This is a genomic window from Actinomycetes bacterium (genome assembly GCA_035506535.1).
Lineage (GTDB): Bacteria > Actinomycetota > Actinomycetes > DATJPE01 > DATJPE01 > DATJPE01.
In genome coordinates this window covers 1-25,545 of the sequence record DATJPE010000069.1, presented here as the reverse complement: position 1 = coordinate 25,545, position 25,545 = coordinate 1, and the positions used below count along the sequence as shown (strand labels likewise).

At 70.5% G+C, this 25,545-nt stretch carries 22 protein-coding genes; 15 read left to right on the top strand and 7 right to left on the bottom strand.

All coding sequences use genetic code 11. The features are described from left to right. Positions 1-46 precede the first annotated feature (46 nt). Positions 47-1,375 (bottom strand): aminotransferase class III-fold pyridoxal phosphate-dependent enzyme, encoded by a 1,329-nt coding sequence (locus VMI11_10940; GenBank protein ID HTY72923.1) that lies wholly within the window; start codon positions 1,373-1,375, stop codon positions 47-49. Positions 1,376-1,620: 245 nt separating this feature from the next. Here VMI11_10940 and VMI11_10935 point away from each other — a divergent pair, with 245 nt between their 5' ends. The 7 genes from VMI11_10935 to VMI11_10905 all read left to right on the top strand — a co-directional run bounded on the left by VMI11_10935 (position 1,621) and on the right by VMI11_10905 (position 10,246). Further along, complete coding sequence (locus tag VMI11_10935; GenBank protein ID HTY72922.1) at positions 1,621-3,222, top strand: APC family permease; 1,602 nt, start codon at positions 1,621-1,623, stop codon at positions 3,220-3,222. 72 nt (positions 3,223-3,294) lie between these two features. After that, complete coding sequence (locus tag VMI11_10930; GenBank protein HTY72921.1) at positions 3,295-4,347, top strand: acetamidase/formamidase family protein; 1,053 nt, start codon at positions 3,295-3,297, stop codon at positions 4,345-4,347. Beyond that, on the top strand, positions 4,344-4,781 hold the full coding sequence (locus tag VMI11_10925) for a heme-binding protein (GenBank protein ID HTY72920.1): 438 nt from the start codon (positions 4,344-4,346) through the stop codon (positions 4,779-4,781). Before VMI11_10930 ends, VMI11_10925 begins: the two co-directional genes overlap by 4 nt. Then, entirely contained in the window at positions 4,778-7,021 is a 2,244-nt protein-coding gene (locus VMI11_10920) for a propanediol/glycerol family dehydratase large subunit (protein HTY72919.1), read from the top strand. The genes VMI11_10925 and VMI11_10920 overlap by 4 nt, the downstream gene beginning before the upstream one ends. Beyond that, positions 7,018-7,386 carry a diol dehydratase small subunit gene (locus VMI11_10915; protein ID HTY72918.1) on the top strand — a complete coding sequence of 123 codons (369 nt, stop codon included), beginning with the start codon at positions 7,018-7,020 and terminating at the stop codon, positions 7,384-7,386. The genes VMI11_10920 and VMI11_10915 overlap by 4 nt, the downstream gene beginning before the upstream one ends. Positions 7,387-7,393: 7 nt before the next feature. Beyond that, positions 7,394-9,079 carry a diol dehydratase reactivase ATPase-like domain-containing protein gene (locus tag VMI11_10910; protein HTY72917.1) on the top strand — a complete coding sequence of 562 codons (1,686 nt, stop codon included), beginning with the start codon at positions 7,394-7,396 and terminating at the stop codon, positions 9,077-9,079. Positions 9,080-9,112: 33 nt separating this feature from the next. After that, positions 9,113-10,246 (top strand): NAD(P)/FAD-dependent oxidoreductase, encoded by a 1,134-nt coding sequence (locus VMI11_10905; protein ID HTY72916.1) that lies wholly within the window; start codon positions 9,113-9,115, stop codon positions 10,244-10,246. On the opposite strand, the gene VMI11_10900 is transcribed toward VMI11_10905, so the two are convergent. Continuing rightward, positions 10,221-12,107, bottom strand: coding sequence for a propionyl-CoA synthetase (locus VMI11_10900; GenBank protein ID HTY72915.1), 1,887 nt, complete (start codon positions 12,105-12,107; stop codon positions 10,221-10,223). The genes VMI11_10905 and VMI11_10900 overlap by 26 nt on opposite strands. Further along, on the bottom strand, positions 12,107-13,078 hold the full coding sequence (locus VMI11_10895) for a hypothetical protein (GenBank protein HTY72914.1): 972 nt from the start codon (positions 13,076-13,078) through the stop codon (positions 12,107-12,109). Before VMI11_10895 ends, VMI11_10900 begins: the two co-directional genes overlap by 1 nt. A gap of 129 nt (positions 13,079-13,207) precedes the next feature. Between VMI11_10895 and VMI11_10890 the strand changes: the two genes are divergently transcribed. Beyond that, on the top strand, positions 13,208-13,933 hold the full coding sequence (locus tag VMI11_10890; GenBank protein HTY72913.1) for a peptidase E: 726 nt from the start codon (positions 13,208-13,210) through the stop codon (positions 13,931-13,933). A 31-nt stretch (positions 13,934-13,964) separates the two neighbouring features. Here VMI11_10890 and VMI11_10885 read toward each other — a convergent pair whose 3' ends face one another. Further along, a complete protein-coding gene (locus VMI11_10885) occupies positions 13,965-15,095 on the bottom strand; it encodes a methyltransferase domain-containing protein (GenBank protein HTY72912.1) in 1,131 nt (376 codons plus the stop codon). A 128-nt stretch (positions 15,096-15,223) separates the two neighbouring features. Here VMI11_10885 and lipB point away from each other — a divergent pair, with 128 nt between their 5' ends. From lipB to VMI11_10870, 3 genes are read left to right on the top strand one after another with little or no spacing between them, the layout of a single operon-like run. Beyond that, entirely contained in the window at positions 15,224-15,889 is a 666-nt protein-coding gene (gene lipB, locus VMI11_10880) for a lipoyl(octanoyl) transferase LipB (GenBank protein HTY72911.1), read from the top strand. Then, positions 15,886-16,827 carry a lipoyl synthase gene (gene lipA, locus VMI11_10875; protein HTY72910.1) on the top strand — a complete coding sequence of 314 codons (942 nt, stop codon included), beginning with the start codon at positions 15,886-15,888 and terminating at the stop codon, positions 16,825-16,827. Before lipB ends, lipA begins: the two co-directional genes overlap by 4 nt. A gap of 9 nt (positions 16,828-16,836) precedes the next feature. Further along, positions 16,837-17,523: a DUF4191 domain-containing protein gene (locus tag VMI11_10870; protein ID HTY72909.1), complete on the top strand. Its 687-nt coding sequence runs from the start codon at positions 16,837-16,839 to the stop codon at positions 17,521-17,523. Between the two features lie 6 nt (positions 17,524-17,529). Here the strand turns inward: VMI11_10870 and VMI11_10865 are convergent, their stop codons facing one another. After that, positions 17,530-18,039 carry an RDD family protein gene (locus tag VMI11_10865; GenBank protein HTY72908.1) on the bottom strand — a complete coding sequence of 170 codons (510 nt, stop codon included), beginning with the start codon at positions 18,037-18,039 and terminating at the stop codon, positions 17,530-17,532. Between the two features lie 213 nt (positions 18,040-18,252). Here VMI11_10865 and glnA point away from each other — a divergent pair, with 213 nt between their 5' ends. From glnA to VMI11_10850, 3 genes are all read left to right on the top strand, one after another. Further along, positions 18,253-19,677 carry a type I glutamate--ammonia ligase gene (glnA, locus tag VMI11_10860; GenBank protein ID HTY72907.1) on the top strand — a complete coding sequence of 475 codons (1,425 nt, stop codon included), beginning with the start codon at positions 18,253-18,255 and terminating at the stop codon, positions 19,675-19,677. Between the two features lie 513 nt (positions 19,678-20,190). Continuing rightward, positions 20,191-20,856, top strand: coding sequence for a GAP family protein (locus VMI11_10855; GenBank protein ID HTY72906.1), 666 nt, complete (start codon positions 20,191-20,193; stop codon positions 20,854-20,856). 69 nt (positions 20,857-20,925) lie between these two features. Further along, positions 20,926-22,041 carry a low temperature requirement protein A gene (locus VMI11_10850; GenBank protein HTY72905.1) on the top strand — a complete coding sequence of 372 codons (1,116 nt, stop codon included), beginning with the start codon at positions 20,926-20,928 and terminating at the stop codon, positions 22,039-22,041. A 75-nt stretch (positions 22,042-22,116) separates the two neighbouring features. Here VMI11_10850 and VMI11_10845 read toward each other — a convergent pair whose 3' ends face one another. Continuing rightward, positions 22,117-23,394 (bottom strand): DUF2254 domain-containing protein, encoded by a 1,278-nt coding sequence (locus tag VMI11_10845; GenBank protein HTY72904.1) that lies wholly within the window; start codon positions 23,392-23,394, stop codon positions 22,117-22,119. A gap of 189 nt (positions 23,395-23,583) precedes the next feature. Between VMI11_10845 and VMI11_10840 the strand changes: the two genes are divergently transcribed. Beyond that, a complete protein-coding gene (locus tag VMI11_10840) occupies positions 23,584-25,311 on the top strand; it encodes a SulP family inorganic anion transporter (GenBank protein HTY72903.1) in 1,728 nt (575 codons plus the stop codon). A 70-nt stretch (positions 25,312-25,381) separates the two neighbouring features. Here VMI11_10840 and VMI11_10835 read toward each other — a convergent pair whose 3' ends face one another. Further along, positions 25,382-25,495: an SEC-C metal-binding domain-containing protein gene (locus VMI11_10835; protein HTY72902.1), complete on the bottom strand. Its 114-nt coding sequence runs from the start codon at positions 25,493-25,495 to the stop codon at positions 25,382-25,384. Positions 25,496-25,545: the final 50 nt, after the last annotated feature.

Sequence of the window (25,545 nt, the reverse complement as noted above, 5' to 3'; positions counted from 1 at the left end):
CCACGCGGGACGCCTGCCGGGGCGATGTCGAGCTCGAAGGTGTCGCTCACGCGCTCACCCCCGCAGCCGGACCGCGCACGCCGCGCACCTCGCGGGCGGCACGCCCGATGGCGACCTCGAGGCGGTCGAGGAGCTCCTCGGCGAGCTCGGGCTTCAAGAGGATCCCCGGCTTGAACTGGAGGACCCGAGGATCCAGGGTGGAGAAGATGGCCCAGACCCCGTTGTCGTACAGGTGGCGCATCACGTACTTCGCTCCCTGCGGGTGGGCGAACTCCAGGCCCATCACCACGCCGTCCTGACGGATCCCCACGAACCAGTCCGGGTAGGCCGCCTGGATCGAGCGCACGCCGCGCCCGAGGAAGTCGGCGATGTAGTGAACCATCGAGCGGGTCTCGGCACGGCTGCAGATCTCCAGCGCCTTCAGCGCGGCGATGCAGCCGAGCTCGGCCCCGCCGAAGGTGGAGATGTGGCCGAACCCGTCCTCCTCGAGCCAGCCAGCCGACCTCTCGTTGACCAGCACGCATGCGATCGGGTACATGCCCCCGCTGATGCCCTTGCCGGTCACCAGGATGTCCGGTGCGATGCCGTGCTTGCTGATGCCCCACAGCTCGCCCGTGCGCATCAGCCCGGTCTGGACCTCGTCCGCGATGTAGAGGGCGTCGTAGCGCTCGCACAGCTTCTTGACCGACTCCAGGTAGCCGGGCTCGGGAAGCGGGAACCCGTAGGTCGCCGGGATGGTCTCCATGATGACCGCGGCGACGTCTCGGCCCCGCAGCTCGCGCTCCATCGCGTCGAGGTCGTTGAACGGGACGTGCGGGAACTCCTCAGGGTGGTCGGCCAGGAACAGCTTGGAGAAGCGGTCGTCGCCCGTCTGGACGGCGAGGCCCGTGTGCCCGTGGTAGGCCTTGATGATGGAGACGATCTTGCGTTTCTTGGTGGCGTGCCGCGCCGTCTTGAGCGCGATGTCGATGGCCTCACCGCCGCCGGACCCGTAGATCACCTTGGTGATCCCGGGCGGGGCGGACTTGACCAGGGCCTCGGCCAGGGCGGTGCGCGCCAGCGAGGGGAAGTGGTGGTTCCCGATGTCGAAGTGCTGCATGGCCAAGGTGACCGCCTGCACCACCTCGGGGTTGCGGTGACCGAGGTTGTACGTGCCTCCGTTCAGGTGCACGTCGATCAGCCGCTTGCCCGACATGTCGTAGATGAAGTACTCCTCCCGACGGTCGATGACCAGCGGGATGCCCGAGTCCACCCAGAACTGGGTCTTGTCGGGGTTCCAGTACTCCTTGGACTTCTCGAGCACCTCGGCCTTGGACGCGAAGGAGAAGCCGTCGTAGTCGAAGGCGCCCTCGATCCCGCGCTGTCCCTCGCCCATGGCGGTCACCCTGCCTCGTCGACCGGTCCGACTCGGACCACGGTAATGGCTGCTTCAGACCATTGGGAAGACCAAAGAGCAGAAAGGTCTGAATCGGTATGCCCACGGTGGGTCAGCGGCGAACACCCGAGAAGTGCTTGAAAGAGGGACCCTTCCGGTGCCACGATTCGCCCGTTCGTGTGGCCCAGGTCATACACGGCGCCTGCGGTCCTCAACCACCGAGTCAGACCGAAAGAGGTCCGCTGATGGCTGATATCGGCATCGAGGAGTTCGAGAACGCCCCCGTCCCCAAGGTGGCTCCCACGAGGGCGCTCAAGGTGGGAGCGGTAGGACTCTTCGCCGTGCTGTTCATGGCACTCGCCAACGCGGCCCCCATCACCGCCATGACGGGCAACGTCCCCATCGCCGTCGGGTACGGCAACGGCATCTACGCACCGGCCGGATTCGTCGTCGCGACGGTCGTGCTCACGCTGTTCACCATCGGGTACGTGGCCATGGCCCGATACGTCACGACCGCGGGAGCGTTCTACGGCTTCGTCAGCCAGGGGCTCGGCCAGGTCTGGGGGATGGCCACCGGCCTGCTGGCCACCATGGCCTACGTCGTCTTCGAGGGCTCGCTGATCGGCATCTTCTCCTACTTCGCCAACGACGCTCTCAACACCTGGTTCAGCTGGAACGTGAACTGGCTCGTCCTGGCGCTCATCGGCATCGTCGTCGTCGGCATCTTCGGCTACTACGACATCAACATCGCCGCCGTCATCCTCGGCGTCTTCCTCATCTGCGAGGTCGTCCTCCTCACGGCGCTGTCTTTGTCCGTGCTGTTCAAGGGCGGCGGGCCGAACGGCCTGATGCCGTCCTCGGTCAACCCGCTCAACGCCTTCAAGAGCCTGCCGGCAGGCGGCGGTGTCATCCCCACCGTGAAGGACTCGACGGGCGCTGCGATCCCCGCCGGCGCGGCCGCCATCGGCGTCTTCTTCGCCTTCTGGTCGTGGATCGGCTACGAGACCACCGCGGTGTACGGCGAGGAGTCGCGCAACCCGCGCCGGATCGTGCCACGAGCCACGCTGTTCGCGGTCGTGGCGCTGGGGGTTTTCTACGCCTTCGTCTCCTGGATGGTCATCGCCGGCAACGGGCAGCGGCAGTCGATCGACAAGGCTTACAACAACTCGATCGGCATGTTCACGGACCTCGCCGCCAAGAACCTGGGCGGCCACTGGGTGGTGAACGTCTACCTGTTCCTGATCATGTCGGGGTCGTTCGCATGCGCGCTCGCGTTCCACAACGCGGCGTCGCGCTACCTCTACGCGATCTCGCGCGAGCTTCCGGCCTTGCAGTCGAGCCTGGGTCGCACGCACGTGAAGCACCACACGCCCTACATCGCGTCCGTCACGCAGAGCCTGATCACGCTCGTGCTGACCGTCGGCTTCTACCTGCTGACGCCGGGCGGGCACGACGCGCTGACCGGGGGCTACATCTTCCTCTACGGCCTCCTGGCCCTGCTGGGCACGATGGCGATCCTCATCGTGATGGCCATCTGCTCCCTGGCCGTGATCAGCTACTTCCACATCCGCAAGGCGCACACGGGCGACATCTGGACGACGCTGGTCATCCCGGTCATCGGCTTCCTCGGGATGGTCTACGTCCTCTACCTGCTGATCTCGAACCTGGCGTTCGCCGGCGGTGGGGCGTCCGGATCGCTGTTCTACAAGCTGATCCCGTGGATGGTCGGTGCCACCTTCGTGATCGGCCTCGTGGCGGCGTTGTGGCTTCGAGCCAAGCGGCCGGAGACCTACCAGGCCGTCGGCCGGACCGTCTTCGAGGAGACTCACGAGCGCGCCGAGGTCTGAGGCCGCATCGAGTCGCGGGGTGCGGTGCCCAGGGCGGCGTCGCACCCCGTCGGCCTGCTCCGAGGAGTCCCGATGAACGACCACCCGACGTCCACCCCGGAGCTGTTCAGGCACCCGGTGGACTTCGAGGCCGATCCCTCCTCGCTCGTCTTCACCTTCGGCGGGGTGGCGCCCGCCGCTTCGATCAGGCCGGGAACGGTCGTCTCCACCGCCACCCTGGACTGCTTCGCCGGCCGGGTGCGCCGACGTAGTGACCTCGTCAGCGAGGTCTGTGACCCTCGCTTCATCAACCCCCAGACCGGACCGTTCTTCGTCGAGGGTGCTGAGCCGGGCGACACCCTGGCCGTCCACTTCGTCTCGATCGAGCCACGGGACGGCCCGGGGGTGAGCACCACGGTGCCGTTCTTCGGCTCGCTGACCGGCACCCGCTTCACCTCGCTGCTGCACGCTGCCCTGCCGGAACGGACCTGGTTCTACGAGATCGATCGGGGGCGGCGGGTCGTCCGCTACGCGGCCTTGGACACGCCCTTCACGACGGAGCTTCCGCTCGACCCCATGCACGGGACCGTCGGCGTGGCCCCGGCGCTGGGCGAGGTTCGGTCGTCGCTGACCCCCGGCGACTGGGGCGGGAACATGGACACCCCCGAGATGCGCGCCGGCGTCACCTGCTACCTAGGCGTCAACGTCGAGGGAGCGCTGCTGAGCCTCGGTGACGGGCACGCACGGCAGGGGGAGGGTGAGACCTGCGGTGTCGCGGTCGAGTGCGCGATGGACACCGTCTTCGTCGTCGACCTGCTCAAAGGGGTCAGTACCCCGTGGCCCCGGCTGGAGAGCGATGAGTTCCTGATGACGACGGGGTCGACCCGCCCGCTGGAGGACGCGTTCCGCATCGCCCATGTCGAGATGGTCCGGTGGGTCCGCGAGCTGACCGGGCTTTCCGAGATGGATGCCTACCAGCTTGTGTCCCAGTCCGCGCTCACCCCGGTGGCCAACGTCGTCGACACCAACTACACGGTGGTCGCGAAGGTGCCCAAGGACGTCCTCCGCGGTACGGGCGCGGCGGCGATGGCCGGCACGCATGCAAGCCTTCGCTCCGTCGCGGCCGCCCTCGGTGGTCGGGGATGAGCCGTCTCGAGGTCGACCTCGCCCTGTCCCGCCGGATGGTGGCGGCGGCGCTGGACCGAGCCGCGCAGCTGGGCGCCCTGGTCTCGGCCGCCGTCGTCGATGCGGGAGGGCACCTGGTGGCCTTCGAGCGCATGGACGGCGCCGAGATCGCCGGTCCGGTCCTGGCACCGGACAAGGCCTTCACCGCGGTCGCCCATCGCCTCGCGACGCACGAGCTAGCCGAGCTGGTCGTGCCCGGAGGGCCGCTCAACGGGATGCAGGCCGCGGCCGGTGGGCGCTACGTGTGCTTCGCCGGCGGCCTGCCGCTCTGGTCGGAGGGTCGGGTGGTCGGGGGGGTGGGTGTGAGCGGCGGGAGCGCCGAGGAGGACCTGGCCTGCGCGTCGGCGGCGTCGGAGGTCTTCACCGGGCATCGCGGCGAGGGAGGCGCAGCGTGACGGAGCGAGCGCCCATCGGGCGCTTCCGGTTCATGGACCGCAGCCGGGTCAACCTGGACGGGTTCGCGGTCGAGGATCCCGCGCTCGGCCTGGTCGCCTTCGCCTCGGCGCAGGATCCGGAACCGTCGCTCGTGATCGAGCGCGACGGCCACGTGAGCGAGCTGGACTCCAAGGCCGAGGCCGACTTCGACGTGCTGGACGAGTTCATCGCGAGGCACGGGCTCGACCTCGGCGTCGCCGCGGAGGCCATGGCCGTGGGCGAGGTCTCCTTCGCGCGGATGATGGTCGACCCGGGGGTCCCGCGTGCCGAGATCGTCCGCCTCGCGGCCGGCATGACCCCGGCGAAGCTGGCGAGATGCATCGCCCTGCTGCGGCCGGTGGAGCTCGGCCTGGCGATGGCGAAGCTGCGCGCACGCCGGACGCCCAGCAACCAGGCGCACGTCACGAACCGCTCCGACGACCCGCTCCTGCTGGCGGCGGACGCCGCCACCGCCGCCGCCCTGGGCTTCCGGGAGGTCGAGACCACTGTCCCCGTGCTGGGGGACGCCCCGTCGAACGCGGTCGCTGTCTCCATCGGGGCCGCCGTCGGCTCCCCCGGCGTGCTCGTCCAGTGCTCCGTCGAGGAGGCCCTGGAGCTCGAGATGGGGATGCGAGGACTGGTCTCCTACGCGGAGACGGTCTCCTTGTACGGGACCGAGCAGGTCTTCGTCGACGGCGATGACACCCCGTGGTCGAAAGCCTTCCTGACGTCCGCCTACGCGTCACGGGGGGTCAAGATGCGCGTCACGTCCGGGGGTGGGGCGGAGGCGCTGATGGGGGCCGCCGAGGGCGCTTCGATGTTCTACCTCGAGGCCAGGTGCGTGGCTCTCGCGAGGGCCATCGGCGCGCAGGGCGTGCAGAACGGCGGGATCGACTCCGCCGCGGTCGCGGGATCGGTCCCCGGTGGGGTCCGCTCCCTGATGGCCGAGAACCTGATGGTCATGGCTCGCAACCTGGAGGCGTGCACGGGCAACGACGCGCTGATGTCCGAGTCGGACGTACGCCGGACCTCACGGACCCTCCCGATCCTGCTGGCCGGTTCGGACTACATCTGCAGCGGCTTCGGCTCCATCCAGCGCTACGACAACATGTTCGGTCCCAGCCAGTGGAACGCCGAGGATGTGGACGACTACCTCGTGATGCAGCGCGACTGGGGCGTGGACGGTGGCTTGCGCACAGCTGACGAGCCGCTGGTGGCCGCCCTGCGCCGACGGGCGGTCGATGCCGTGCGCGCCGTCTACCGGCACCTGGGCCTCGCCGACTTCACCGACGAGTGGGCCGAGCAGGCGGTCGATGCCGCCGGCTCCAAGGACGTCCCCGCCGCGGAGCTCATGACGCCCCTGATCGCGTCGCGGGTGATCCGGGAGACCGGTCTGACGATGGTCGACGTCGTCGCGGCACTGGACGAGACGGGCTACGAGGAGGAGGCCGAGCGCATGCTCGGCATGCTCAAGGCGAGAGTGGCCGGTGACTACCTCCAGACCGCGGCCATCTTCGACGAGGCCATGACGGTGCTGTCCCTGGTCACCGACCCCAACGACTACGCCGGCCCGGGTACGGGCTACGTCCCCGGTGCCGAGAGGCAGGCCGAGATCGACGCCATCCGGCAGCAGCGATCGGTCGACGACCTGCGAAGCGAGCAGCAGCTCGCTCGATCCGGCGCGTTCTCGGTCGTCGGCCCGGCGCAGGTCGGGACGGACCCGCGCGACGTGGTCATCGGCGTCTCCCCCGCCGTCGGTCGGGAGATCTGGGTCAGCATGTCCGGCCTGACGGTGGTGGACGTCCTGCGTGAGCTGATGGCCGGCCTCGAGGAGGAGGGGTGCCGCGGTCGGGTGGTGCGGGTCAACCACACCATCGACCTCGGCCTCATCGGCTTGACCGCGGCGCGGCTCGCCGGCTCGGGGATCGGGATCGGCTTGCAGGGGAAGGGGACGGCCCTCATCCACCGACGCGACCTCACCCCGCTGGCCAACCTCGAGCTCTACAGCGTCGCTCCCGTGGTCGACGCGCGGCTGTACCGCCTCCTCGGCGTGAACGCGGGTCGCCACGCCAAGGGCTCGACGCCCGAACCGGCGCGCAACCCCTACACCGACGAGGCGATCGAGGCCCGCTACCACACCCGGGTCGTGGCGCTCGTGGGCATCGAGCGGGCATGCTGCGACCCCCACGAACCACCTGAGGAGCTGGCGGTGGACCGATGAGCGCCGGTCCGGTCGCGGCCTCCGGGCGTGACCCCGCGGGCATCACCGTGGAGTCCATCCGCTCGGGGGACGTCGACATCACCGATCTGCGGATCCATCCGGCGACCCTGGAGCACCAAGCGGTCGTGGCCGAGGAGCATGGCAATCCCCAGCTGGCGGAGAACTTCCGCCGTGCCGCCGAGCTCGCCGCCCTGCCCGACGAGCAGGTCCTGGCGCTCTACGAGGCGCTGCGACCCCGCCGCTCCTCGGCCGCGGAGCTGGAGGACCTGGCCGCTCAGCTGGCCGCCTCCGGCGCCGTGCGCAACGCCGCCCTGTTCCGCGAGGCGGCCCAGGTCTACGCCCGCCGCGGGCTGCTGCGGACGTGAGCCGCGGGTGAGCCTGGTCGCGGGCCTCGACGTCGGCAACACCACCACCGAGGTCGTGATCGCCGACACCTCGGCCAGCCCCCCCGCTCCGGTCGCTTGGGATCGGCAACCGACGCGCGGTCACAAGGGATCCGACGAGGCGCTGCGGGGCGCGGCCGCTCTCGTCAGGAGGTTGGAGCGACGAACCGGCCGGCCGGTCGACGCCGTGGTCGCGACGTCTCAACGCCCGGTGGTCACGGCCACCGTGAGCCTGCCGCGGGCTGCGCCGCAGACCGGGCGCTTGGAGGTCGTGCCCGTGCGCGGAAGCACGCCGGGCGGGCAGGGAACCGCTGTGGGCACCCCGGTACGTCTCGACGACCAGGAACCCGCTCACCGGGGTCCTGTGGTCCTCCTCGTGCCCTCCGGCTTCGGGTTCCAGGCGGCTGCTCACCTCATCGGCGGGCGCATCGCGGCCGGGGACGACGTCAGGGGCGTGCTCGTGGCCGACGACGAGGGGGTCCTCGTGGCTGCGCGCCTGCCCGCGGTGCTGCCCATCTGCGACGAGGTCGACGTCGACCGCCTGACCGGCGCCTCGCTCGTGGCGGTCGAGGTTCGCGCACCCGGGCACCCGCTGCGCGACCTCGTCGACCCGATCCGCCTGAGCGCCCTGCTCGGCCTGCCTGATGGCGAGCGCGCCGACGCGGCCGCGGTGGCCGGCACCCTGGAGGACGCCAGCCGGGCCGTGGTGGCCGTGCGGGCGCACGCGCACCCCGCGAGCCCCGGCCCGCGGCTCGCGGTCACGTTCACCAGCGGTGAGGAGGCCTTCGAGCTGAGCCCGGCCGAGCTCGCGACGAGGGGTGTCGGCGGGGTCGCGCACCTGGCGATCCCGGGTCAGGTGGACTGGGCCGTCGACGACCTCTGGGCGGTGGAGCTGCGCGAGCTGGCCACCTCGACCGCGCTTCGTCTCCAGCCGTCGACGGCTCGCGCGCTCGTCGTGGCGGCTCTGCACGCAGAGCCGGCTGCCCGAGACCCACGTGCGGTGCTCGAGGGCGAACTGGGTGCCGAGGTCCTCGTGGTGGCGTCGGAACCCGCCGCCGCCCGAGCCGGGGCGCTGTCCACGCCCCGGGCGAACCCCGGGGCCACCGTCGTCGATCTGGGCGGAGGGACGGTGGACGTCATCGGACCGGAGGGCCGCCGAGCGGTGGCCGCCGGCGCGGGCGAGATGCTCACGGCCACTGTGTCGACCTACCTCGGGGTGCCTCGCGGCGCCGCCGACTGGATCAAGCGCGGGCCATGCGTGCGCCTCGAGGCCCCGCATGTCGTGCTCGCCGAGGACGGCTCCCGTACCTTCACCGACGAGTCGGTCGCGCGGGAGGCCACCGGATCCCTGGCGGCTCCGGGGCCGGCGGGCCTGCTCGCCTTCGGCGCCGACATGGCGCCCGCGGAGTGGCGGGCGTTGCGGATCCGGGCGAAGGAGCGGGTCCTCGTCGACAACGTCGTCCGTGCGCTGCGAACGCTCGACGCGAGCCCGGCGGAGCTGGTGCTCGTGGGAGGGGCGGCTGCGGACGAGGAGCTGCTCACCCTGGTCCGACGGGCGGTGCCGGGCGCGGTCGTCGGGCGCGCCGACGTCGCGGGGCGCCTCGGCCACCGCCACGCGGTGGCGTACGGCCTGCTCCTCCTTGCGGGCGACCAGCCGGCGGCGACGGCGCCCTGACGGGCCGAGCACCCTGGGCGTACGCTCCGCCGGATGAAGCCCGTCGTCATCGGCGCCGGCGCCGCCGGGCTGGCCGTCGCCGCGACCCTCCTCGACCACGGCGTCGACGCCGACGTCCTCGAACGAAGCGACGGCGTGGCGTCCTCATGGGCCGCCCGCTACGACAGCCTCACCCTGCACACCGTCCGCTGGCTGTCCGGGATGCCCGGCTACCCGATCCCCCGCGAGTACGGCTCCTGGGTCACCCGCGACGGCATGGTCCGCTATCTGGCCGACTACGCCGAGCGCCGCCGGGTGCGCCCCGAGTTCGGTGTCGAGGTCACCCGCATCGACCGCGCGGGCGATGCGTGGCGGCTCACGACCTCGGGCGGCCCGCGAGACGCGTCGGCGGTCGTCGTCGCCACCGGGCTGTGCACCCATCCCCTGCTGCCGGACTGGGCCGACGATCCCGGCCTGCCCCTGGTGCACTCCTCCGCCTACCGCAACCCGGCGCCGTACGCCGGGCAGCACGTCCTCGTCGTCGGCTCGGGGAACTCCGCGGCCGAGATCGCCGTCGACCTGGTGGGCGCCGGCGTGCGGGTCACGCTGTCGGTGCGCACCCCTCCGAACATCGTGCGCAGGGACACCTTCGGTGTCCCGAGCCAGCTCCTCGGAGTGGCGCTGCGGCATGTCCCCGAGCCGGTCATGAACCCGTTGTCGTCGGCACTGCGCAAGGTCAGCGTCCCGGACCTGGCCGAGTTCGGCCTGCCCGCCCCCGCCGGAGACGGCTACACGCAGTTCCTGCGCAGCAAGACCGTCCCCATCCTCGACCACGGGTTCGTCGACGCGGTGCGGGCGGGGCGGATCACCGTCGTGCCCGCGGTCACCGCCATCGAGGACGGTACGGTGGCCCTGGCGGACGGCTCGACACTGCGGCCGGACGCCGTCGTGGCCGCGACCGGCTACCGGCCTGGGCTCGAGCCACTCGTCGGCCACCTCGGGGTGCTGGACAAGGACGGGCTGCCGCTGGCGAACGGGGCGCGGACCCTCGCCTCGACGCCGGGCCTGTACTTCGCCGGGATCGAGGTCCTGCTCGCCGGGCTGCTGCGTGAGATCGCCATGGAGGCGAAGGCGATCGCGAACGACATCGCCGAGTCAGCGGCTAGGGAGCCAGCAACGTCGTCCTGATCCGGTCGAGCACCGCCGGGTCCTCGATCGTGGAGGGGATCGGCTCGTCCCGGCCGTCCGCGATGCCCCGCATGGTCCGCCGGAGGATCTTGCCGGAACGCGTCTTCGGCAGGGCCGGGACGACGTCGACCCGCTTGAGTGAGGCCACCGGCCCGACTTGGTCACGTACGAGCGCCACCAGGTCGCGAGCGAGCTGGGTCTCGTCGACGGTGGCTCCTGCCTTGAGCACGACCAGGCCGCGAGGGACCTGGCCCTTGATGTCGTCGTGCACGCCGATGACCGCGCACTCCGCGACCGCGGAGTGGGTGGCCAGCACCGCCTCGAGAGCGCCCGTCGACAGGCGGTGCCCCGCGCAGTTGATGATGTCGTCGGTCCGCCCCATGACGAACAGGTGTCCCTCGTCGTCGAAGTGGCCCCCGTCCCCGGTTGCGTAGTACCCGGGGAAGGTCGTCAGGTAGTCGCGGATGTAGCGGGCGTCGTCGTTCCACAGGCTGGGCAACGTCCCGGGCGGCAGCGGCAGCCGGATGCAGATGGATCCCTCCTCCCCGGCCGGGACCTGCCCGCCATCGGAGTCGAGGACCTGGACGTCGTAGCCGGGCATCGGCCGGGTCGGCGACCCCGCCTTGATCGGGATCGACGTCCCCGGCATGCCCTGGGGGTTGGCGCAGATCGGCCAACCGGTCTCGGTCTGCCACCAGTTGTCGACGACGGGGATGCCGAGGTGGCGAGCGGTCCATTCGTAGGTCTCGGGGTCGAGCCGCTCGCCGGCCAGGAAGATCGCGCGCAGCGCGGACAGGTCGTAGTCGGCGATCCGCTTGCCTTCGGGATCGTCGCGACGGATCGCTCGTAGCGCGGTCGGCGCGGTGAACATCCCCGCCAGGGCGTGCTCGGAGGCGACGCGCCAGAACGCGCCCGCGTCTGGGGTGCCGACCGGCTTGCCCTCGTAGACCACGGTGGTGGCGCCGGTGAGCAGCGGCCCGTACACGATGTAGGAGTGACCGACGACCCAGCCGATGTCGGAGGCTGCCCACCAGGTCTCACCGGGTCGGATCCCGAAGACGTTGGTCATGGACCAGCGCAGGGCCACCGCGTGGCCGCCGTTGTCCCGGACGACGCCGCGCGGTCGTCCGGTCGTCCCCGACGTGTAGAGCACGTAGAGCGGGTCGGTCGCGGCGACGGGGACCGCCTCGACGGGCTCGGCCGCGGCCATCGCGTCGCGCCAGTCGACCACGTTCGCCCGCAGCGGGATCACGGGCTCCTGCTGGCGTTCGAGGACGACGACGTGCTGCGGCGGGAACTGTGCCTGCTCCAGCGCGGCGTCGACGATCGGGAGGTAACGCACGACGTGGGCGGGCTCGACCCCGCAGCTCGCCGCCACGAGCACGGACGGGCGCGCGTCGTCGATGCGGATCGCGAGCTCGTGCGCCGCGAAGCCGCCGAACACGACACAGTGCACCGCGCCGAGACGGGCGCACGCCAGCATCGCGACGGCTGCCTCGGGGATCATCGGCATGTACACGACGACGCGATCGCCGTGACCGACGCCGAGAGAGCGCAGGACCCCGGCGAAGCGCTCGACCTGGTCCAGCAGCTCTGCGTAGCTCAGGCGGGCGCGTGACCCCGTGACCGGGCTGTCGTAGATGATCGCCGTCTGGTCACCACGCCCGGCAGCGACGTGGCGGTCCAGGGCGTTGGCGCAGGTGTTGAGACGCCCGCCGGTGAACCACCGGAACAGGGGCGCCGAGCGGTCGTCGAGGATGCGTTCGGGCCGGCGTACCCAGTCGACCAGCGCCGACTGCTTGCCCCAGAAGCCGTCGGGGTCGGCGAGGCTCTCGGCATAGGCGGTCCAGTAGTCGGACATCACTCCCCTTCCCGGGCGACGGACCAGGTTCGCCACCCACCCTCCACCCGACGGAGCTCGATGCGCCACCACGTCCGGCCACGCGCCGGCGCCCGGCGCACGGTGACGCCGCCCTGCGTCAGCACGTACGACGGCAGCCGGTCGAGGACGCGCAGCACGACGCGTCGCCCGGTGCGGCCGACCACGACGACGCGTTCGATCCGCGGCGCCCACCCGTGCGCACGCAGGTCGTCCCCCCGCAGGCGGGTCACGAGCCGGACGTCGTGGGCGTACGCCGGCCCGCCCGCGACGTCGGCCCCCGCCAGCGCAGCCCGGGTACCGCTCGCCCAGGCTCGTGCCCGGGCCCGGTCCTGGGAGAGCAGCACGACGGCCCAGGGCACGTCAGCCACAGGCGCCGCTGCCGAGCGGCCGGACGACGCGGCGCTGGAGGAGATGGCCGAGGACGTCGGTCCGACGGACGATGGGAGCGACGCCGGGGGCGAGGGACCGCCCGCGCTCGCGCGCCCGAGGGCGATGGCGAGGGCGAGTCCGAGGAGGGCCACGGGGACGGCGGACGCCCACCGGGCCGGCACGCGCCCGGACGGCAAGGTCACGGGCAGCGGCCGGGTGACTCGGCGAGCCAGGTCGACGAGCTCTGCGGCACCCGGCCGTCCCGCGGGATCGGTGCAGCGGGCGCTGGCGAGCAGCCGGCGAAGCAGCTCGGGGCTGGGCCCGACGCACGACTCGACGCGGCGGGCGAGCGCGCGTACGTCGTCCGCCGGCTCTCCCCCGGTCGCGGGCTGCAGCAGGAACGCCGCTCCGCGGGCGTCCACCGCGACGTGCTCCGCGGCGCCGTGTCCGCGGCCTGTCGCATGCAGCGCGGCGAGCGCGCCGCCGATCGCGACGATCACCCCGACCGCCTCGGCGGCGGTGAGGGGCCGGCCGAGCTGCTCGAGCGGGACCGGCGGCCGGCTCCCCCGCATCCGTGCCATCCGGCCAGCCTGCCGGGCGCGAGGCCGCCCCCGCGGACCCTGTCCACAGGCCGCCGGGAGCGAGCGCCTCCGCGGGACAGCCCCGGAGGACACTCTCGACCGGCGGCGAGGTGACCGTAGGCTGCGCGGGTGCCGACCCCGAGGATCCTGGCGACCAGCGGCGGGTTCCTGCCGACCGACCGCTGGGGCGTGATGGTCCCAGGCGGTTGCGTCGCGGAGGCACTGCGGCTGACCGGCAAGGACCGGCCGCGGCTGACGTTCGTCCTCACCGCCTCGGGTGACGACCGTGGCTACGTGTCGAGGACCTATGGCGCCTTTCGCGGCTGGTCGGTGGACGTCGGCCACCTCGAGCTGTTCAGCCAGCCGAACGTCGAGCCGGAGGAGGCCCTGCTCGGGGCCGACGTGATCTGGGTCGGGGGCGGGTCGGTCGCGAACCTGCTCGCGGTCTGGGCCGTGCACGGCGTCGACACGCTGATGCGGCAGGCCTGGGAGTCGGGCGTCGTGCTGTCCGGGGTCAGCGCTGGCGCGATCTGCTGGCACGTCGGGGGGCCGACGGACTCCTTCGGGCCCACGCTGCGGCCGGTGACCAACGGCCTGGGGCTGCTGCCGTACGGGTGCGGCGTGCACTACGACGTGGAGGAGCAGCGTCGCCCCGTGCTGCAGCAGCTGGTGGCCGACGAGGTCCTGCCCGTGTCCTACGCCACCGACGACGGGATCGGGATCCTGTTCGAGGGCACCGACGCGGTTCGCGTCGTCGCCGACTCGCCGGACACCACCTCGGCCGCCTACCGCGTGGCGCGAGGAGACGACGGCACCGTGGTCGAGGCCCGTCTCGAGCCGGGACCGATCGCGTGATCCGCCGTCGCGTGCGGCATGCGTCGCGGGCTCAGATCGGCTTCTCCAGCACCACGTTGAAGAAGTCTCGCTTCAGGTCCTCGACGGGGAACCGGCCCAGGACGTCCTCGAAGCGCCGGTAGAACTCCTCGTCGAACGGGCTGGACGAGAACGACAGGTGGCGCAACCGGAAGCCGATCTCGGCGATGTAGCGCTCGTAGTGACCCCACGAGAGCCGGTTCACCCACGCGACGCCGCGGGGCGGCAGGCCCTTGCTGACGTACCAGTCCGAGATCACGTCGTCGGAGAAGAGCAGGTGCGGCCAGGGGAAGTAGATGTCCCGGTAGCGGTGCGAAGCCTTCGGGCCGGCGTAGAGATTCGCTCGGATGAGGGCGAGGCCACCCGGCTTCATCACCTTGTACGTCTCCTGGAGCATGCGGCGGGGGTGGACCACGTGCTCCCAGACCGTGTACGACACGACGCGATCGAAGGTGTTCTCCGGGAAGGGGTTGTCCTCCGCCATGTCCGCGAAGACGAAGCTCAGCTCCGCCGAGGCGAGCTGCGGCCAGGTCGCGTACTCCACGACGTCGACCCCGTGGACGGTGGCCCCGTAGTCGTGCGCCAGCACGTAGGCCTCGTAGCCTTGGCCGCAACCGATCTCCAGCACGCTCTGGTCGCGCAGGTCGATGAAGCGCTGGGTCCAGTCGATTCGCCGGCGCGCGTCGGCCGCCATGTTCTTCGGCTCGAAGCTGCGCGGAGCGGGCACGAGAGGGTGGTCCTCGTACTCCTTGTTCAGCTGCTCGAAGAGGGCGACGTCATAGCGGATCGGGTTCGTACCGGCGGTGTACATCGACCGGACCGAGGACTTCTCGACCATCTGCGGGAACTCGGCGCGCACCGTGTCCGGCGGCAGGGCCGGCGGCTTGGGGACGGGAGGCCCGGGCACGAGGCCATAGGTCCTGGGCCCCGGCTCGAGGGGCGCCGGCTCGGCGCCCGGCTCCGGCTTTGACGTGGGGGAGGACTGGGGCTTGGGCTCGGGGCGTGGGGCCTGGCCGGTCACCAGGGTCCGCATGCCGTGCAGCACCTCGAGCGCCGCCCGGTCCCGTGGAGCCGGCAGGCGGCGCAGCGCCGACCGGACGGCCGCGCGGGCCTTGCGGGTGGGGGTGGCCGAGTTCTGTGCCATGACGCGTGACCTCGAGGCTGGGCGGACCGGAAGGAGGCCTCCCGCGACTGCCGGTGGGAGGTCCCCGGCAGCAACCTAGACCCCCATGGCGGTCCGGGCGGCACGCGGGACCTCCTACGCTGGGTGTCATGTCGTCAGCTCGCGACCCGATGCGCGTGGTCGAGCTCGGCTTCGGCCCGGCGTACGTCGACTACACCGCGGGCTGGGACGAGCAGCGCCGCACGCACGCGGCCGTGGTCGAGGGGTTCGCCCCGGAAACGCTGCTGCTCCTGGAGCACCAGCCGGTCTACACAGCGGGACGACGGACGGCTGCTGCGGAGCGGCCCTTCGACGGCACCCCGGTCGTGGACGTGGACCGTGGCGGCAAGATCACCTGGCACGGACCGGGACAGCTCGTCGGCTACCCGATCGTGCGCCTGGCCGACCCGGTCGACGTCGTCGCGTACGTGCGCAGCCTGGAAGGCGCCCTCATCGAGGCCTGCGCCGACCTCGGCCTTTCCACGACCCGGGTCGAGGGACGCAGCGGGGTGTGGGTCGGCGCCGACGCGCACGGCCCCGACCGCAAGGTCGCCGCTATCGGGGTCCGCGTCGCCAAGGGCGTCACCATGCACGGCTTCGCGCTCAACTGCGACTGCGACCTCACCTGGTTCGACCGGATCGTCCCCTGCGGGATCAGCGACGCCGGAGTCACGTCGCTGTCCGCCGAGCTCGGGCGCGACGTGACCGTCACGGAAGCCCGCCCCTTCGTCGAGAAGCGCCTCCTCGACGCCCTGAGCCAACCGGTGACGCGATGACCGTCGCCCCGGAAGGCCGGCGGATGCTGCGCCTGGAGGTCCGCAACGCCCAGACCCCGATCGAGCGCAAGCCCGAGTGGATCCGCACCCGGCTGCGCACCGGTCCGGAGTACACCGCGCTCAAGGACCTGGTGCAGCGCGAGGGTCTGCACACGGTCTGCGAGGAGGCGGGCTGCCCCAACATCTACGAGTGCTGGGAGGATCGCGAGGCGACGTTCCTCATCGGGGGCGAGCAGTGCACCCGGCGCTGTGACTTCTGCCAGATCGACACCGGCAAGCCGGCCGAGCTCGACCGTGACGAACCGCGCCGGGTGGCGGAGTCGGTGGCCTCGATGGGGCTGCGCTACGCCACGATCACCGGTGTCGCCCGCGACGACCTTCCCGATGGCGGTGCGTGGCTGTACGCCGAGACGGTGCGCCAGGTGCACGCGCACAACCCCGGCACCGGCGTCGAGGTGCTGGTGCCGGACTTCAACGCCGTTCCCGAGCAGCTCGAGGAGGTCTTCTCGAGCCGCCCGGAGGTGCTGGCGCACAACCTGGAGACGGTTCCACGCATCTTCAAGCGGATTCGCCCGGCGTTCCGCTACGACCGGTCGCTCTCGGTGCTCTCGGCCGCGAGGGCGTACGGGCTCGTGACGAAGTCCAACCTCATCCTCGGTCTGGGCGAGCAGCGCGAGGAGGTCACGCAGGCTATGCGCGACCTGCGCAGCGCCGGCTGCGACCTGCTGACGATCACGCAGTACCTGCGGCCCTCCCCCCGGCACCACCCGGTCGAGCGCTGGGTGCGTCCCGAGGAGTTCGTGGAGCTGCGGAACGAGGCCGAGGAGATCGGCTTCCTCGGCGTGCTCAGCGGTCCGCTGGTCCGATCCTCCTATCGGGCCGGCCGGCTGTTCGCCCAGGCGCTCGCGCGGCGCGAGCCGGGCCGCGCCTCCGCGTAGGCTTCGGGCATGGCCAAGAAGACCCCATCGGACCGTCCCGGCCGGTTCGGACAGCTGCGTGCCGCCTGGACGATGACCCGCAAGGTCGACCCGCGGATGCCCTTGTTCGCGATCGGGGCGGGGCTGGGGGTCTTCGCCGTCCTGCTCGGGCTCGGCTTCGTCATCGGCAACCCGTGGACCTTCGGCATCCTCGGCCTGACCGCTGGGGTGGTCACCGGCCTGTTCGTGTTCGGGCGTCGCGCGCAGACCGCCGCGCTCCGAAGCGTGGAGGGCCAGCCAGGAGCCGCGGCGTCCGTGCTGACCACCCTCGGCAAGGGCTGGACCGTCTCCCCGGCCGTCGCGGTCACCAAGGGCCAGGACCTCGTGCACCGGGTCACCGGGCGCCCCGGGATCGTGCTGGTCGCGGAGGGCCGGCCGACGAGCGCGACGAACCTGCTGACCGCCGAGCGCCGCCGGGTCCAGCGCGTCGCGCCGGACGCGCCCGTGCACGAGATCCTCATGGGTGATGGCGAGGGCCAAGTCCCGCTGCGCAAGCTGCACCGCACGGTCATCCGACTGCCCCGCGTCCTTCGTCCCGCCGACGTGACCGAGCTGAACTACCGCCTGAAGGCGCTGGACAGCCAGCGCGGCCAGCTGCCGGTCCCCAAGGGGCCGCTGCCCAAGAACGTCCGCATGCCCAAGGTGCAGAAGGGCTGAGGTCCCTCAGCGGGTGTTGACGACGACCGAGCGCGCGGCCCTGTCGTGCAGGCCCCTCCGGTCGCGGTCCCAGATCAGGGCCGGGACCGCCAGGCACAGCAGGAAGGTCCGCACCAGCGTCGGGACGGTCCGCAACCGCAGCCCGTTGACCTGGACCACCCGCAGCCGCAGGAGCCGCTGTCCGAACGACGCCCCCGAGAGCGCCGTGAGGACGAAGACCTCGACCCCGAAGACGAGCAAGGTGTCCGCACGGTAGGCCGGGGTGCCGTAGCCGTGGCCCGAGAGCACGCCCGCGATGAGGAGGGCGGCCACCCAGTCGACGAAGACCGCTGCGAACCGGCGGCCCCAGCCGGCGACCGATCCCGCCCCCGTCGCGGGCAGCCCGAGGCGCTCCCCCGGCGTCCCGTACGCCCCCGGCCGAGCGGCTCGCGGACCCTCCAGCCAGCCGGCGAGGTCCTCCCGGCTGATTCCGGCCCGCTGCTCCTCGCCCACAGCGTCGAGGGTACGCGCGAGCACGTACGCCGTCCTGCCGGTCGGCGACCGGGCACGGGCTCCCGCCCTTGCCAGCCTTCGCCCGGCACGGCAGGCTGCCGCACGGGCTCTCGTCACCCGGGCGGTCTCGCTGACCGTCCGCGTAACACCGTGGAAACAACCGAGACACCCTCGGGAAACTGCCAACACCTAGCGTCCGACGCATCGGCGAGAGTCGCCGACCCGCAAGGAGGATGGATGTTCTCCAACGCTGACGAGGTCCTGGCCTTCATCAAGGACAACGACGTCAAGTTCATCGACGTGCGCTTCTGCGACCTGCCGGGCGTCATGCAGCACTTCAACGTGCCGGCCGAATCCGTAGGCGAGGACTTCTTCACGGACGGCCAGATGTTCGACGGGTCCTCGATCCGGGGCTTCCAGGCCATCAACGAGTCGGACATGCAGCTCATCCCCGACGTCACGACGGCCTACATCGACCCGTTCCGCAGCGAGAAGACCATCGCCCTCAACTTCGCGATCGTCGACCCGTACACGCGCGAGCCGTACTCGCGCGACCCGCGGCAGGTGGCCGCGAAGGCGGAGGCGTACCTGAAGTCGACCGGCATCGCGGACACCGCGTTCTTCGCGCCCGAGGCCGAGTTCTACATCTTCGACGATGTGCGTTTCGAGACGAAGCAGAACGAGGGGTACTACCACATCGACTCCATCGAGGGCGCCTGGAACACCGGGCGCGTCGAGGAGGGCGGCAACCGCGGCTACAAGACGCGCTACAAGGGCGGGTACTTCCCCGTGCCCCCGGTCGACCACTACGCGGACCTGCGCGACCAGATGACGCTGGCGCTCAACAACGCCGGGCTGGCCGTCGAGCGCGCCCACCACGAGGTCGGCACCGCCGGCCAAGCCGAGATCAACTACCGCTTCGACACGCTGGCCCGCGCCGCCGACAAGACCATGCTGTTCAAGTACCTCATCAAGAACGTTGCCTGGCAGGCGGGCAAGACGGTCACCTTCATGCCCAAGCCGCTCTTCGGCGACAACGGATCAGGCATGCACTGCCACCAATCGCTGTGGAAGGACGGCTCGCCACTGTTCTACGACGAGCTGGGCTACGGCGGCCTGTCCGACCTTGCCCGCTGGTACGTCGGCGGCCTGCTGCACCACGCCCCGTCACTGCTCGCGTTCACGAACCCGACTGTGAACAGCTACCACCGTCTCGTGCCGGGCTTCGAGGCGCCCGTCAACCTCGTGTACTCGGCGCGCAACCGCTCGGCGTGCATCCGCGTCCCGGTGACGGGCTCGAACCCCAAGGCCAAGCGCATCGAGTTCCGGGTGCCCGACCCGTCGAGCAACCCCTACCTCGCGTTCTCTGCCATGCTGCTCGCGGGGCTCGACGGCATCAAGAACAAGATCGAGCCGCCGACGCCGGTCGACAAGGACCTGTACGATCTGCCGCCGGACGAGGCCGCCTCCATTCCGCAGGTGCCCGGCACCCTCGCCGAGGTGCTCGACAACCTCGAGAGCGACCACGACTACCTCACCGAGGGGGGCGTGTTCACCGAGGACCTCATCGAGACCTGGGTCGACTACAAGCGCTCCAACGAGATCGACCCGATCCGGCTGCGCCCGCACCCCCACGAGTTCGAGCTCTACTACGACATCTGATCCGCGCGGTCGGCTGACCTGCGGTGATGGGCCGAAACAGGCTCTGAGCTGCGGAAACGTCGTTCGACGGTTTCCGTCAGTTGCCACTCATGGGCGGCCTCTCGTTCGCCCAGCGTGCGCCAGCGATGGACGCGGCCTTCGGCGGGCCTCCAGCCCTCCCCGAAGGCCGCGTCCATCGCTTTGCGCGCATGCTCGCCCGACGACGGCATGACGTGCGTGTAAACCCGGAGAGTGAAGCCGGGATCGGCACACCCGGTGCTCGAGCCAGGTTGAGGCGCACGTGTGCCGCATCGCATGCATCCCCGTTGTCACGCCCACCCGGCGCGCCGGCTGAACGAAGCACCGGCCTCCAGACGTAGGTTCTGAAGTAGTTGCGGTTCATCGGCTTCGCCTCTCGACGTCGATCAAGGCGTCCTGGCTCTCGGGCGGATCGGCCTTCCAGACCTCCCCTAGGTGATTTCCTTCGTAGGTGATGCGGCGAGGAGTGCCCGATGGGAGCGTGCGGGGTGCCCGATGGAAGCGTCGAGCCTAGGAGTGGAAGCACATGCGCAGGGAGTGGACAGTGCTGTGAACGTGGCGAAGTTGGTGTCGCTGGCGTTCGTGATGGTCGCCGGTCCGCAGATCCTTACGGCCATCTTCCTGGCGACCACGCCGAAGTGGCGTCGGGACTCCGCGTCGTTCGTCGGCGGCGCGGCCCTCTCCATCACCACGGTCGCCAGTCTCGCGTTCGTGCTGGGCACCGGTGCGTCCCACCAGGGCGCCTCCAACAACACGCTGGACATCGTGATCCTGGTGCTTCTCCTGTCGGCTGCGGTGCACAAGTTCCTGACGCGCAAGCAGTCCGAGCCGCCCCAGTGGATGGGGAAGCTCGAGTCCGCCACGCCAGGCAGGGCGTTCAAGCTGGGCTTCCTGCTGCTCGGGGTGTTCCCGTCCGACATCCTCACCGCCGTCGCCGTCGGTGGGTATGCCGTGAGCCACCACGACTCGTGGTGGGCGATCGTTCCGTTTGTCCTGATGACCTTGCTGCTGCTGGCACTGCCGGCACTGCTCCTGATGGTCTTCGGTGCCAAGGCCCAAGCCCTCATGCCGAAGGCCAGGGACTGGATGAGCGCGAACTCCTGGGTGATCAGCGAGATCGTGCTGGGCATGTTCATCGCGCTGACCATCAGCAGTCTGTGATGAGGCCTCGTCCCGTGTGGCGTTCCCACTGATCACGAACGAGCTCCATCCCCGACCTACCGTCGCAGCATGACCGTCGAACCCACTCCGACAGCATCCCGGGTCGTCTGGCTCGAGAGGCTGTACGACATCGTCTTCGTCGCCTGCGTCGGACGGTTCGCCAACGAGCTGGGCACCAACCCCGACGCGTCGCACACGGTGCTCGTGCTGGGCTGGCTGTCCGGCTTGTGGCTCGCGTGGCTGCTGGTCACGGTCCGGCTCAACCGCTTCCCCGACGAGCGCTGGTCCACTCGCGCCGTCGTCGTCCTGCAGCTGATGTGCACCACGGTCGCCGTGGCGGCCGCGGTATCGAAGTCCTCGCGGGATGACGCCGCAGGGATCGTCGCCGCCGCGGGTATCAGCCTCGGTGTGGCGGCCTTGTACGCCATCGTCCCCCGAAGCTCAGTCTCGGACGTCCGCGTGCTGGTGCTGCCGGTCGCGGGCTGTGTGGCTGTCGGGCTGTCGACGCTGACAGCGTTGGTACTGCCTCGGGCGACCGCCGCCGTTCTCACCAGTGCAGTGGTGCTGGTCTTCCTGGTAGCCGTCCTCGGCTCCTACCTCACGCGCGTGGCCCGTGATCAACCTGTGGATGCCCGGCATGCGGCGGACAGGCACGCGCAGCTGTTCCTCGTCCTGATGGGTCTCAGCTTCCTGAAGGTCGCCTTCGCAGCCGATTCAGCGACCGGGGTCGTCTTCGCGGCGGTGCTTGGCGCCTTCCTCGTCGGGTTCTCGCTCTGGGTCATCTACATCGACGGGGTCCTGCCGCTCGGCTTCCCGTCGGATGCTTCACGCCAGCGGACCTGGTTGGTGGCCCAGTTCGCCCTCGCCCTCGCGATCACGGTCGCCGCCGCCGCCGTCACCGCCGTACCCGTCACGCAGTCCGGTGCCATGACCATCGAGGGGGCCCTGCTGGAAGGAGGAGCGTTCGCAGCCGGCCTGCTCGCGGTCGGGGTCCTCGCCCTATCGGCGGAGCATCCGGCAGTGCGGCTCGCGTTCGGATGGATTGCGGTGGCAACCCTGGTGACCGCGATCACGATGGCAGGGTTGATTGTGGTTGTTCCGGCGAAAGTCTTCTCGTGGCTGGTCGCTGGTGCGGTCGTCCTCGCCGCAGGCATCGAGGTCGCGCTTGGCAAGGCAAGCGCTTGAGCGGAACTTCCCGTCACCGTCGCACCCGCGTGACTGGCGCCTGGGCGACGAGCTCTGCGAATCCTCTCGTTCGAATCAGCCGCGAGGCGACATGCCGAGCCCCTGGCGGTCGGGGACGAGGGCAGCGGCTCGCTGGCTCGGAGGGATCGCGGTGGCGACCGCATCGTCGAGGAGGGCGCGCTGCTCGACAAGCGCTGGGCGCCTCGCCTCCGGGAGATCGGCGACCAGGTCGTCGAGCAGGGCACGAAGTCGGCGAGCGACCTGGTACTGCCCTGCGCCGAAGGCCCGGATCTCGTCCAGCGCAAGCCCGACCAGGTCCTCCCACGTCGGCGTCGAGTACACGAACCTGACGGCCCCCTTGCGGTCAGTGACGGTGCCTGTGGACAGGTGCTTGGACGATGCGTAGCGCAGGAGGTCCTCGATGCGGTCCAGCGACTGCCCGGCGGTAGTGGGGTCGTTGATCGCCGGCGAGAGCGCCTTGATCGCGACATCGACCAGCATCCGGATGGTGAAGGCCGGGTCGTCGTCGATCGTCCGCTCGTCGCCGAGGATGATCGCGCGTCGGAGCTGGCGCTCGGGGAGCTCGCGCGCGCCGTAGACGGCGAAGAGAGTCCCGCCAGTCGGCACGTGGTCACCCAAGGCCGGCACCAACTGGATGAGCGCGTCGTACCTCTCGGCGAGGTCCGCGATCCCAGTCCGGTCGAGCGCCGTCACGACCTGGCCGACACCAAGCAACGAGATGGTCTGGATGGGCGTCAAGGCCTTCACTGAGTCTGCTTTGTGTTGTGCCGCTGCGGCCACCAACGCACTTGGCGGATACACGGCGTCGAACACCTTGCGCGCCTCGACGTCGACGAGCTGGACGACATGTGCCACTCGCAGGTCGTTGGACGTCCGGTCGATGAGCAGGAGGAACATGAGGATGCTCAAGAGCGTCAGGAACAGGGCCGCGACAAGTGTCCTTGTCGGGACGAACGACTCGTCCCCGCGGCCCACCTGTGCGGTCGAGACGAGCCCGAACACGAATGTCGCGCTGAATGTACTCAGCGCAAACTTCAGCGTGCGGTCACGGCGGAACCAGGCGACGAAACGCGGTGAGAACTCGCTCGTGCCGAACTGCACCACGAGCAGGATCACCGAGGTGACGAAGCCGGTGAACGCGAGCATGCCGCTGGCCAGCGCCGACAGTGCTGAGGTCGCGCTGGACGCGTTGAAGGCCCTGGTCAGCTCGATCGGGTCCTTCGCGTCCCAGCTGGCGAGGCCAAGGCTGAGGACGAGCGCGGCGAACACATACACCGCGGGCACGAACCAGAGGCTGTCCCACACCCGGCTCGCGAGCCGGCGCAAGCGCATCCGTCTGATCATCCGTCGCCCTACCCTCCAGAGCGAGGGTCGCGCCGACACCGAAGGGAGGCATCACCTGGCGAGGGATCTCCCCTAGGTGAGATCGCCGGGCGGGTGATGCCGGGCCCGGCGCCAGGGTGCCAGCCTCCTTCGAGGAGCTCGCACCGCGTCGACACGGTGCCCACCAAGGGAGCAGGCATGGCTTCGGAAGTGGCTACCAACCGCGCACCGCTGTTCTTCGGCTCGTTGCGCGGTTACAAGACCAGCTGGCTGCGACCGGACCTGATCGCAGGTCTGACGGTGTGGGCGGTCCTGATCCCCGAGTCGCTGGCCTACGCCACGATCGCCGGAGTGCCGCCGGTCGTCGGCCTGTACGCCGCCGTCCCGGCGCTGGTGTTCTACGCCGCACTCGGGTCGTCCCGGCACTTGGTGGTCTCCCCGATGTCCGCCACTGCGGCGCTGTCGGTCAGCATCGTGGCGGGCTTCGCCAAGGGCGGCACCGCCAACTTCATGCACGTGACGGCTGCGCTCGCGGTCGTCACCGGCGTGCTGGGTCTGCTCGCTGGCGTGGCGCGGCTCGGGTTCCTCGCGTCGTTCATCTCCGGGCCAGTGTTCAAGGGGTTCATCGTCGGTCTCGCGCTGACGATCATCGTCGGGCAGCTGCCCGCGCTGTTCGGCGTCCCCAAGGGCAAGGGCAACTTCTTCGAGAAGCTGTGGCACCTGCTCACCCACCTCAGTGACACGAGCCTGACGACGCTGACCGTCGGCCTCGTGAGCCTCGTCGCCATCCTGGTGCTGCGCCGCTGGCTCCCGCTGGTACCCGGCTCGCTGGTCGTGGTCCTGGTGAGCATCGCCGCGGTATGGATGTTCAACCTGGACAAGCACGGCATCGAGATCGTCGGCCACATCGACTCGGGACTGCCGCAGATCGGACTGCCGTCGGTGCCTTCCTCGATGAGCTGGCTGCAGCTGGTCACGCCGGCCATCGGGATCCTACTCGTCGGCTATGCCGAGGGCCTGGCCGCCGCCAAGACCTACGCGGCCAAGGCCGGTTATGACATCGACGCCAACCGCGAGCTCCTTGGCCTGGGAGCGGCGAATCTCGGCGCCGGGCTCAGCTCCGGCATGGTGGTCAACGGCAGCCTTTCCAAGACCGCCGTGAACGGCGGCGCCGGAGCGAAGTCCCAGGTGTCCGGACTCACGGTCGCCGCGCTCACCGTCCTCACCCTGCTCTTCCTCACCGGACTGTTCGAGTACTTGCCCGAGGCGACGCTCGCGGCCGTGGTGATCGCAGCGGTCGTCGACCTGGTCAACATCCCGTCCCTCGTGCGCCTGTACAAGGTGTGGAGCAGCCGCCTCGGTCACGACTACGGCTGGGCCGCACGAGCGGACTTCCTGGCCGCGCTCGCCGCGCTGCTAGGAGTGCTGTTCTTCGACACGCTGACCGGCCTGTTCATCGGCATCGGTGCCTCGATGCTGCTGCTGCTGGACCGGTCGTCGCGCCCACACATCGCACGACTGGCGCGAGAGTCGACCGGTGCCTGGGTCGACGTCCAACGGCACTCGGGTCTCACCCCCGACCCCGAGGTGCCTGTTCTGCGCGTCGAGTCCGGCTTGTTCTTCGCCAACTCGCACGACGTCCACGAGACCATCCGAGCGGCAGTGGGGCCGAGCACCCGCGGCGTCGTCGTGGATGCTGAGACGGCACCGTTCATCGACGTCACGGCAACCGACATGCTCGCCCAGGCGGCGATCGAACTCGACCGCAGCAGCGTCCGTCTCGCCGTCGCCCATCCCGTCGGCCAGATCCGCGACGTCGTACTCAGCTGCGCCAAGGAGAACCACACGAAGATCGAGGTGTACCCGACGATCGACCTGGCGATCGCGGCACTGTCCGCGCCCACGAGCCCAACCAACAGCGACTAACGCCTCACGCACTGGCGCGGTCACCTGCCCGGTGACGTCGCCCGCCCGCACCAGGTGGGTGGTCGCATCGTCACTGGACGTGGGTCCTGGCGATGCCGTGGCATTTCTTCCACTTCTTCCCGCTGCCGCATGGGCAGAGCCCGTTTCGGGGACGCCGAGCGTCCTCCGCGGCGTAGGTGGCCATGAGTTCCGACGGGGCGCGGCCTTGGCGGAGCAGGTCGCACATCTTCGCCA

Bases quoted from the DNA above. Each gene is read 5' to 3' on its own strand.
- VMI11_10845 (HTY72904.1), bottom strand. From the start codon at position 23,394: ATGCGCTTGCGCCGGCTCGCGAGCCGGGTGTGGGACAGCCTCTGGTTC.
- VMI11_10895 (HTY72914.1), bottom strand. From the start codon at position 13,078: ATGGCACGGATGCGGGGGAGCCGGCCGCCGGTCCCGCTCGAGCAGCTC.
- VMI11_10935 (HTY72922.1), top strand. From the start codon at position 1,621: ATGGCTGATATCGGCATCGAGGAGTTCGAGAACGCCCCCGTCCCCAAG.
- VMI11_10840 (HTY72903.1), top strand. From the start codon at position 23,584: ATGGCTTCGGAAGTGGCTACCAACCGCGCACCGCTGTTCTTCGGCTCG.
- VMI11_10855 (HTY72906.1), top strand. From the start codon at position 20,191: ATGGAAGCGTCGAGCCTAGGAGTGGAAGCACATGCGCAGGGAGTGGAC.
- VMI11_10900 (HTY72915.1), bottom strand. From the start codon at position 12,107: ATGTCCGACTACTGGACCGCCTATGCCGAGAGCCTCGCCGACCCCGAC.
- VMI11_10940 (HTY72923.1), bottom strand. From the start codon at position 1,375: ATGGGCGAGGGACAGCGCGGGATCGAGGGCGCCTTCGACTACGACGGC.
- VMI11_10835 (HTY72902.1), bottom strand. From the start codon at position 25,495: ATGGCCACCTACGCCGCGGAGGACGCTCGGCGTCCCCGAAACGGGCTC.
- VMI11_10930 (HTY72921.1), top strand. From the start codon at position 3,295: ATGAACGACCACCCGACGTCCACCCCGGAGCTGTTCAGGCACCCGGTG.
- glnA (HTY72907.1), top strand. From the start codon at position 18,253: ATGTTCTCCAACGCTGACGAGGTCCTGGCCTTCATCAAGGACAACGAC.
- VMI11_10925 (HTY72920.1), top strand. From the start codon at position 4,344: ATGAGCCGTCTCGAGGTCGACCTCGCCCTGTCCCGCCGGATGGTGGCG.
- VMI11_10915 (HTY72918.1), top strand. From the start codon at position 7,018: ATGAGCGCCGGTCCGGTCGCGGCCTCCGGGCGTGACCCCGCGGGCATC.
- VMI11_10870 (HTY72909.1), top strand. From the start codon at position 16,837: ATGGCCAAGAAGACCCCATCGGACCGTCCCGGCCGGTTCGGACAGCTG.
- lipB (HTY72911.1), top strand. From the start codon at position 15,224: ATGTCGTCAGCTCGCGACCCGATGCGCGTGGTCGAGCTCGGCTTCGGC.
- VMI11_10905 (HTY72916.1), top strand. From the start codon at position 9,113: ATGAAGCCCGTCGTCATCGGCGCCGGCGCCGCCGGGCTGGCCGTCGCC.
- VMI11_10885 (HTY72912.1), bottom strand. From the start codon at position 15,095: ATGGCACAGAACTCGGCCACCCCCACCCGCAAGGCCCGCGCGGCCGTC.
- VMI11_10850 (HTY72905.1), top strand. From the start codon at position 20,926: ATGACCGTCGAACCCACTCCGACAGCATCCCGGGTCGTCTGGCTCGAG.
- lipA (HTY72910.1), top strand. From the start codon at position 15,886: ATGACCGTCGCCCCGGAAGGCCGGCGGATGCTGCGCCTGGAGGTCCGC.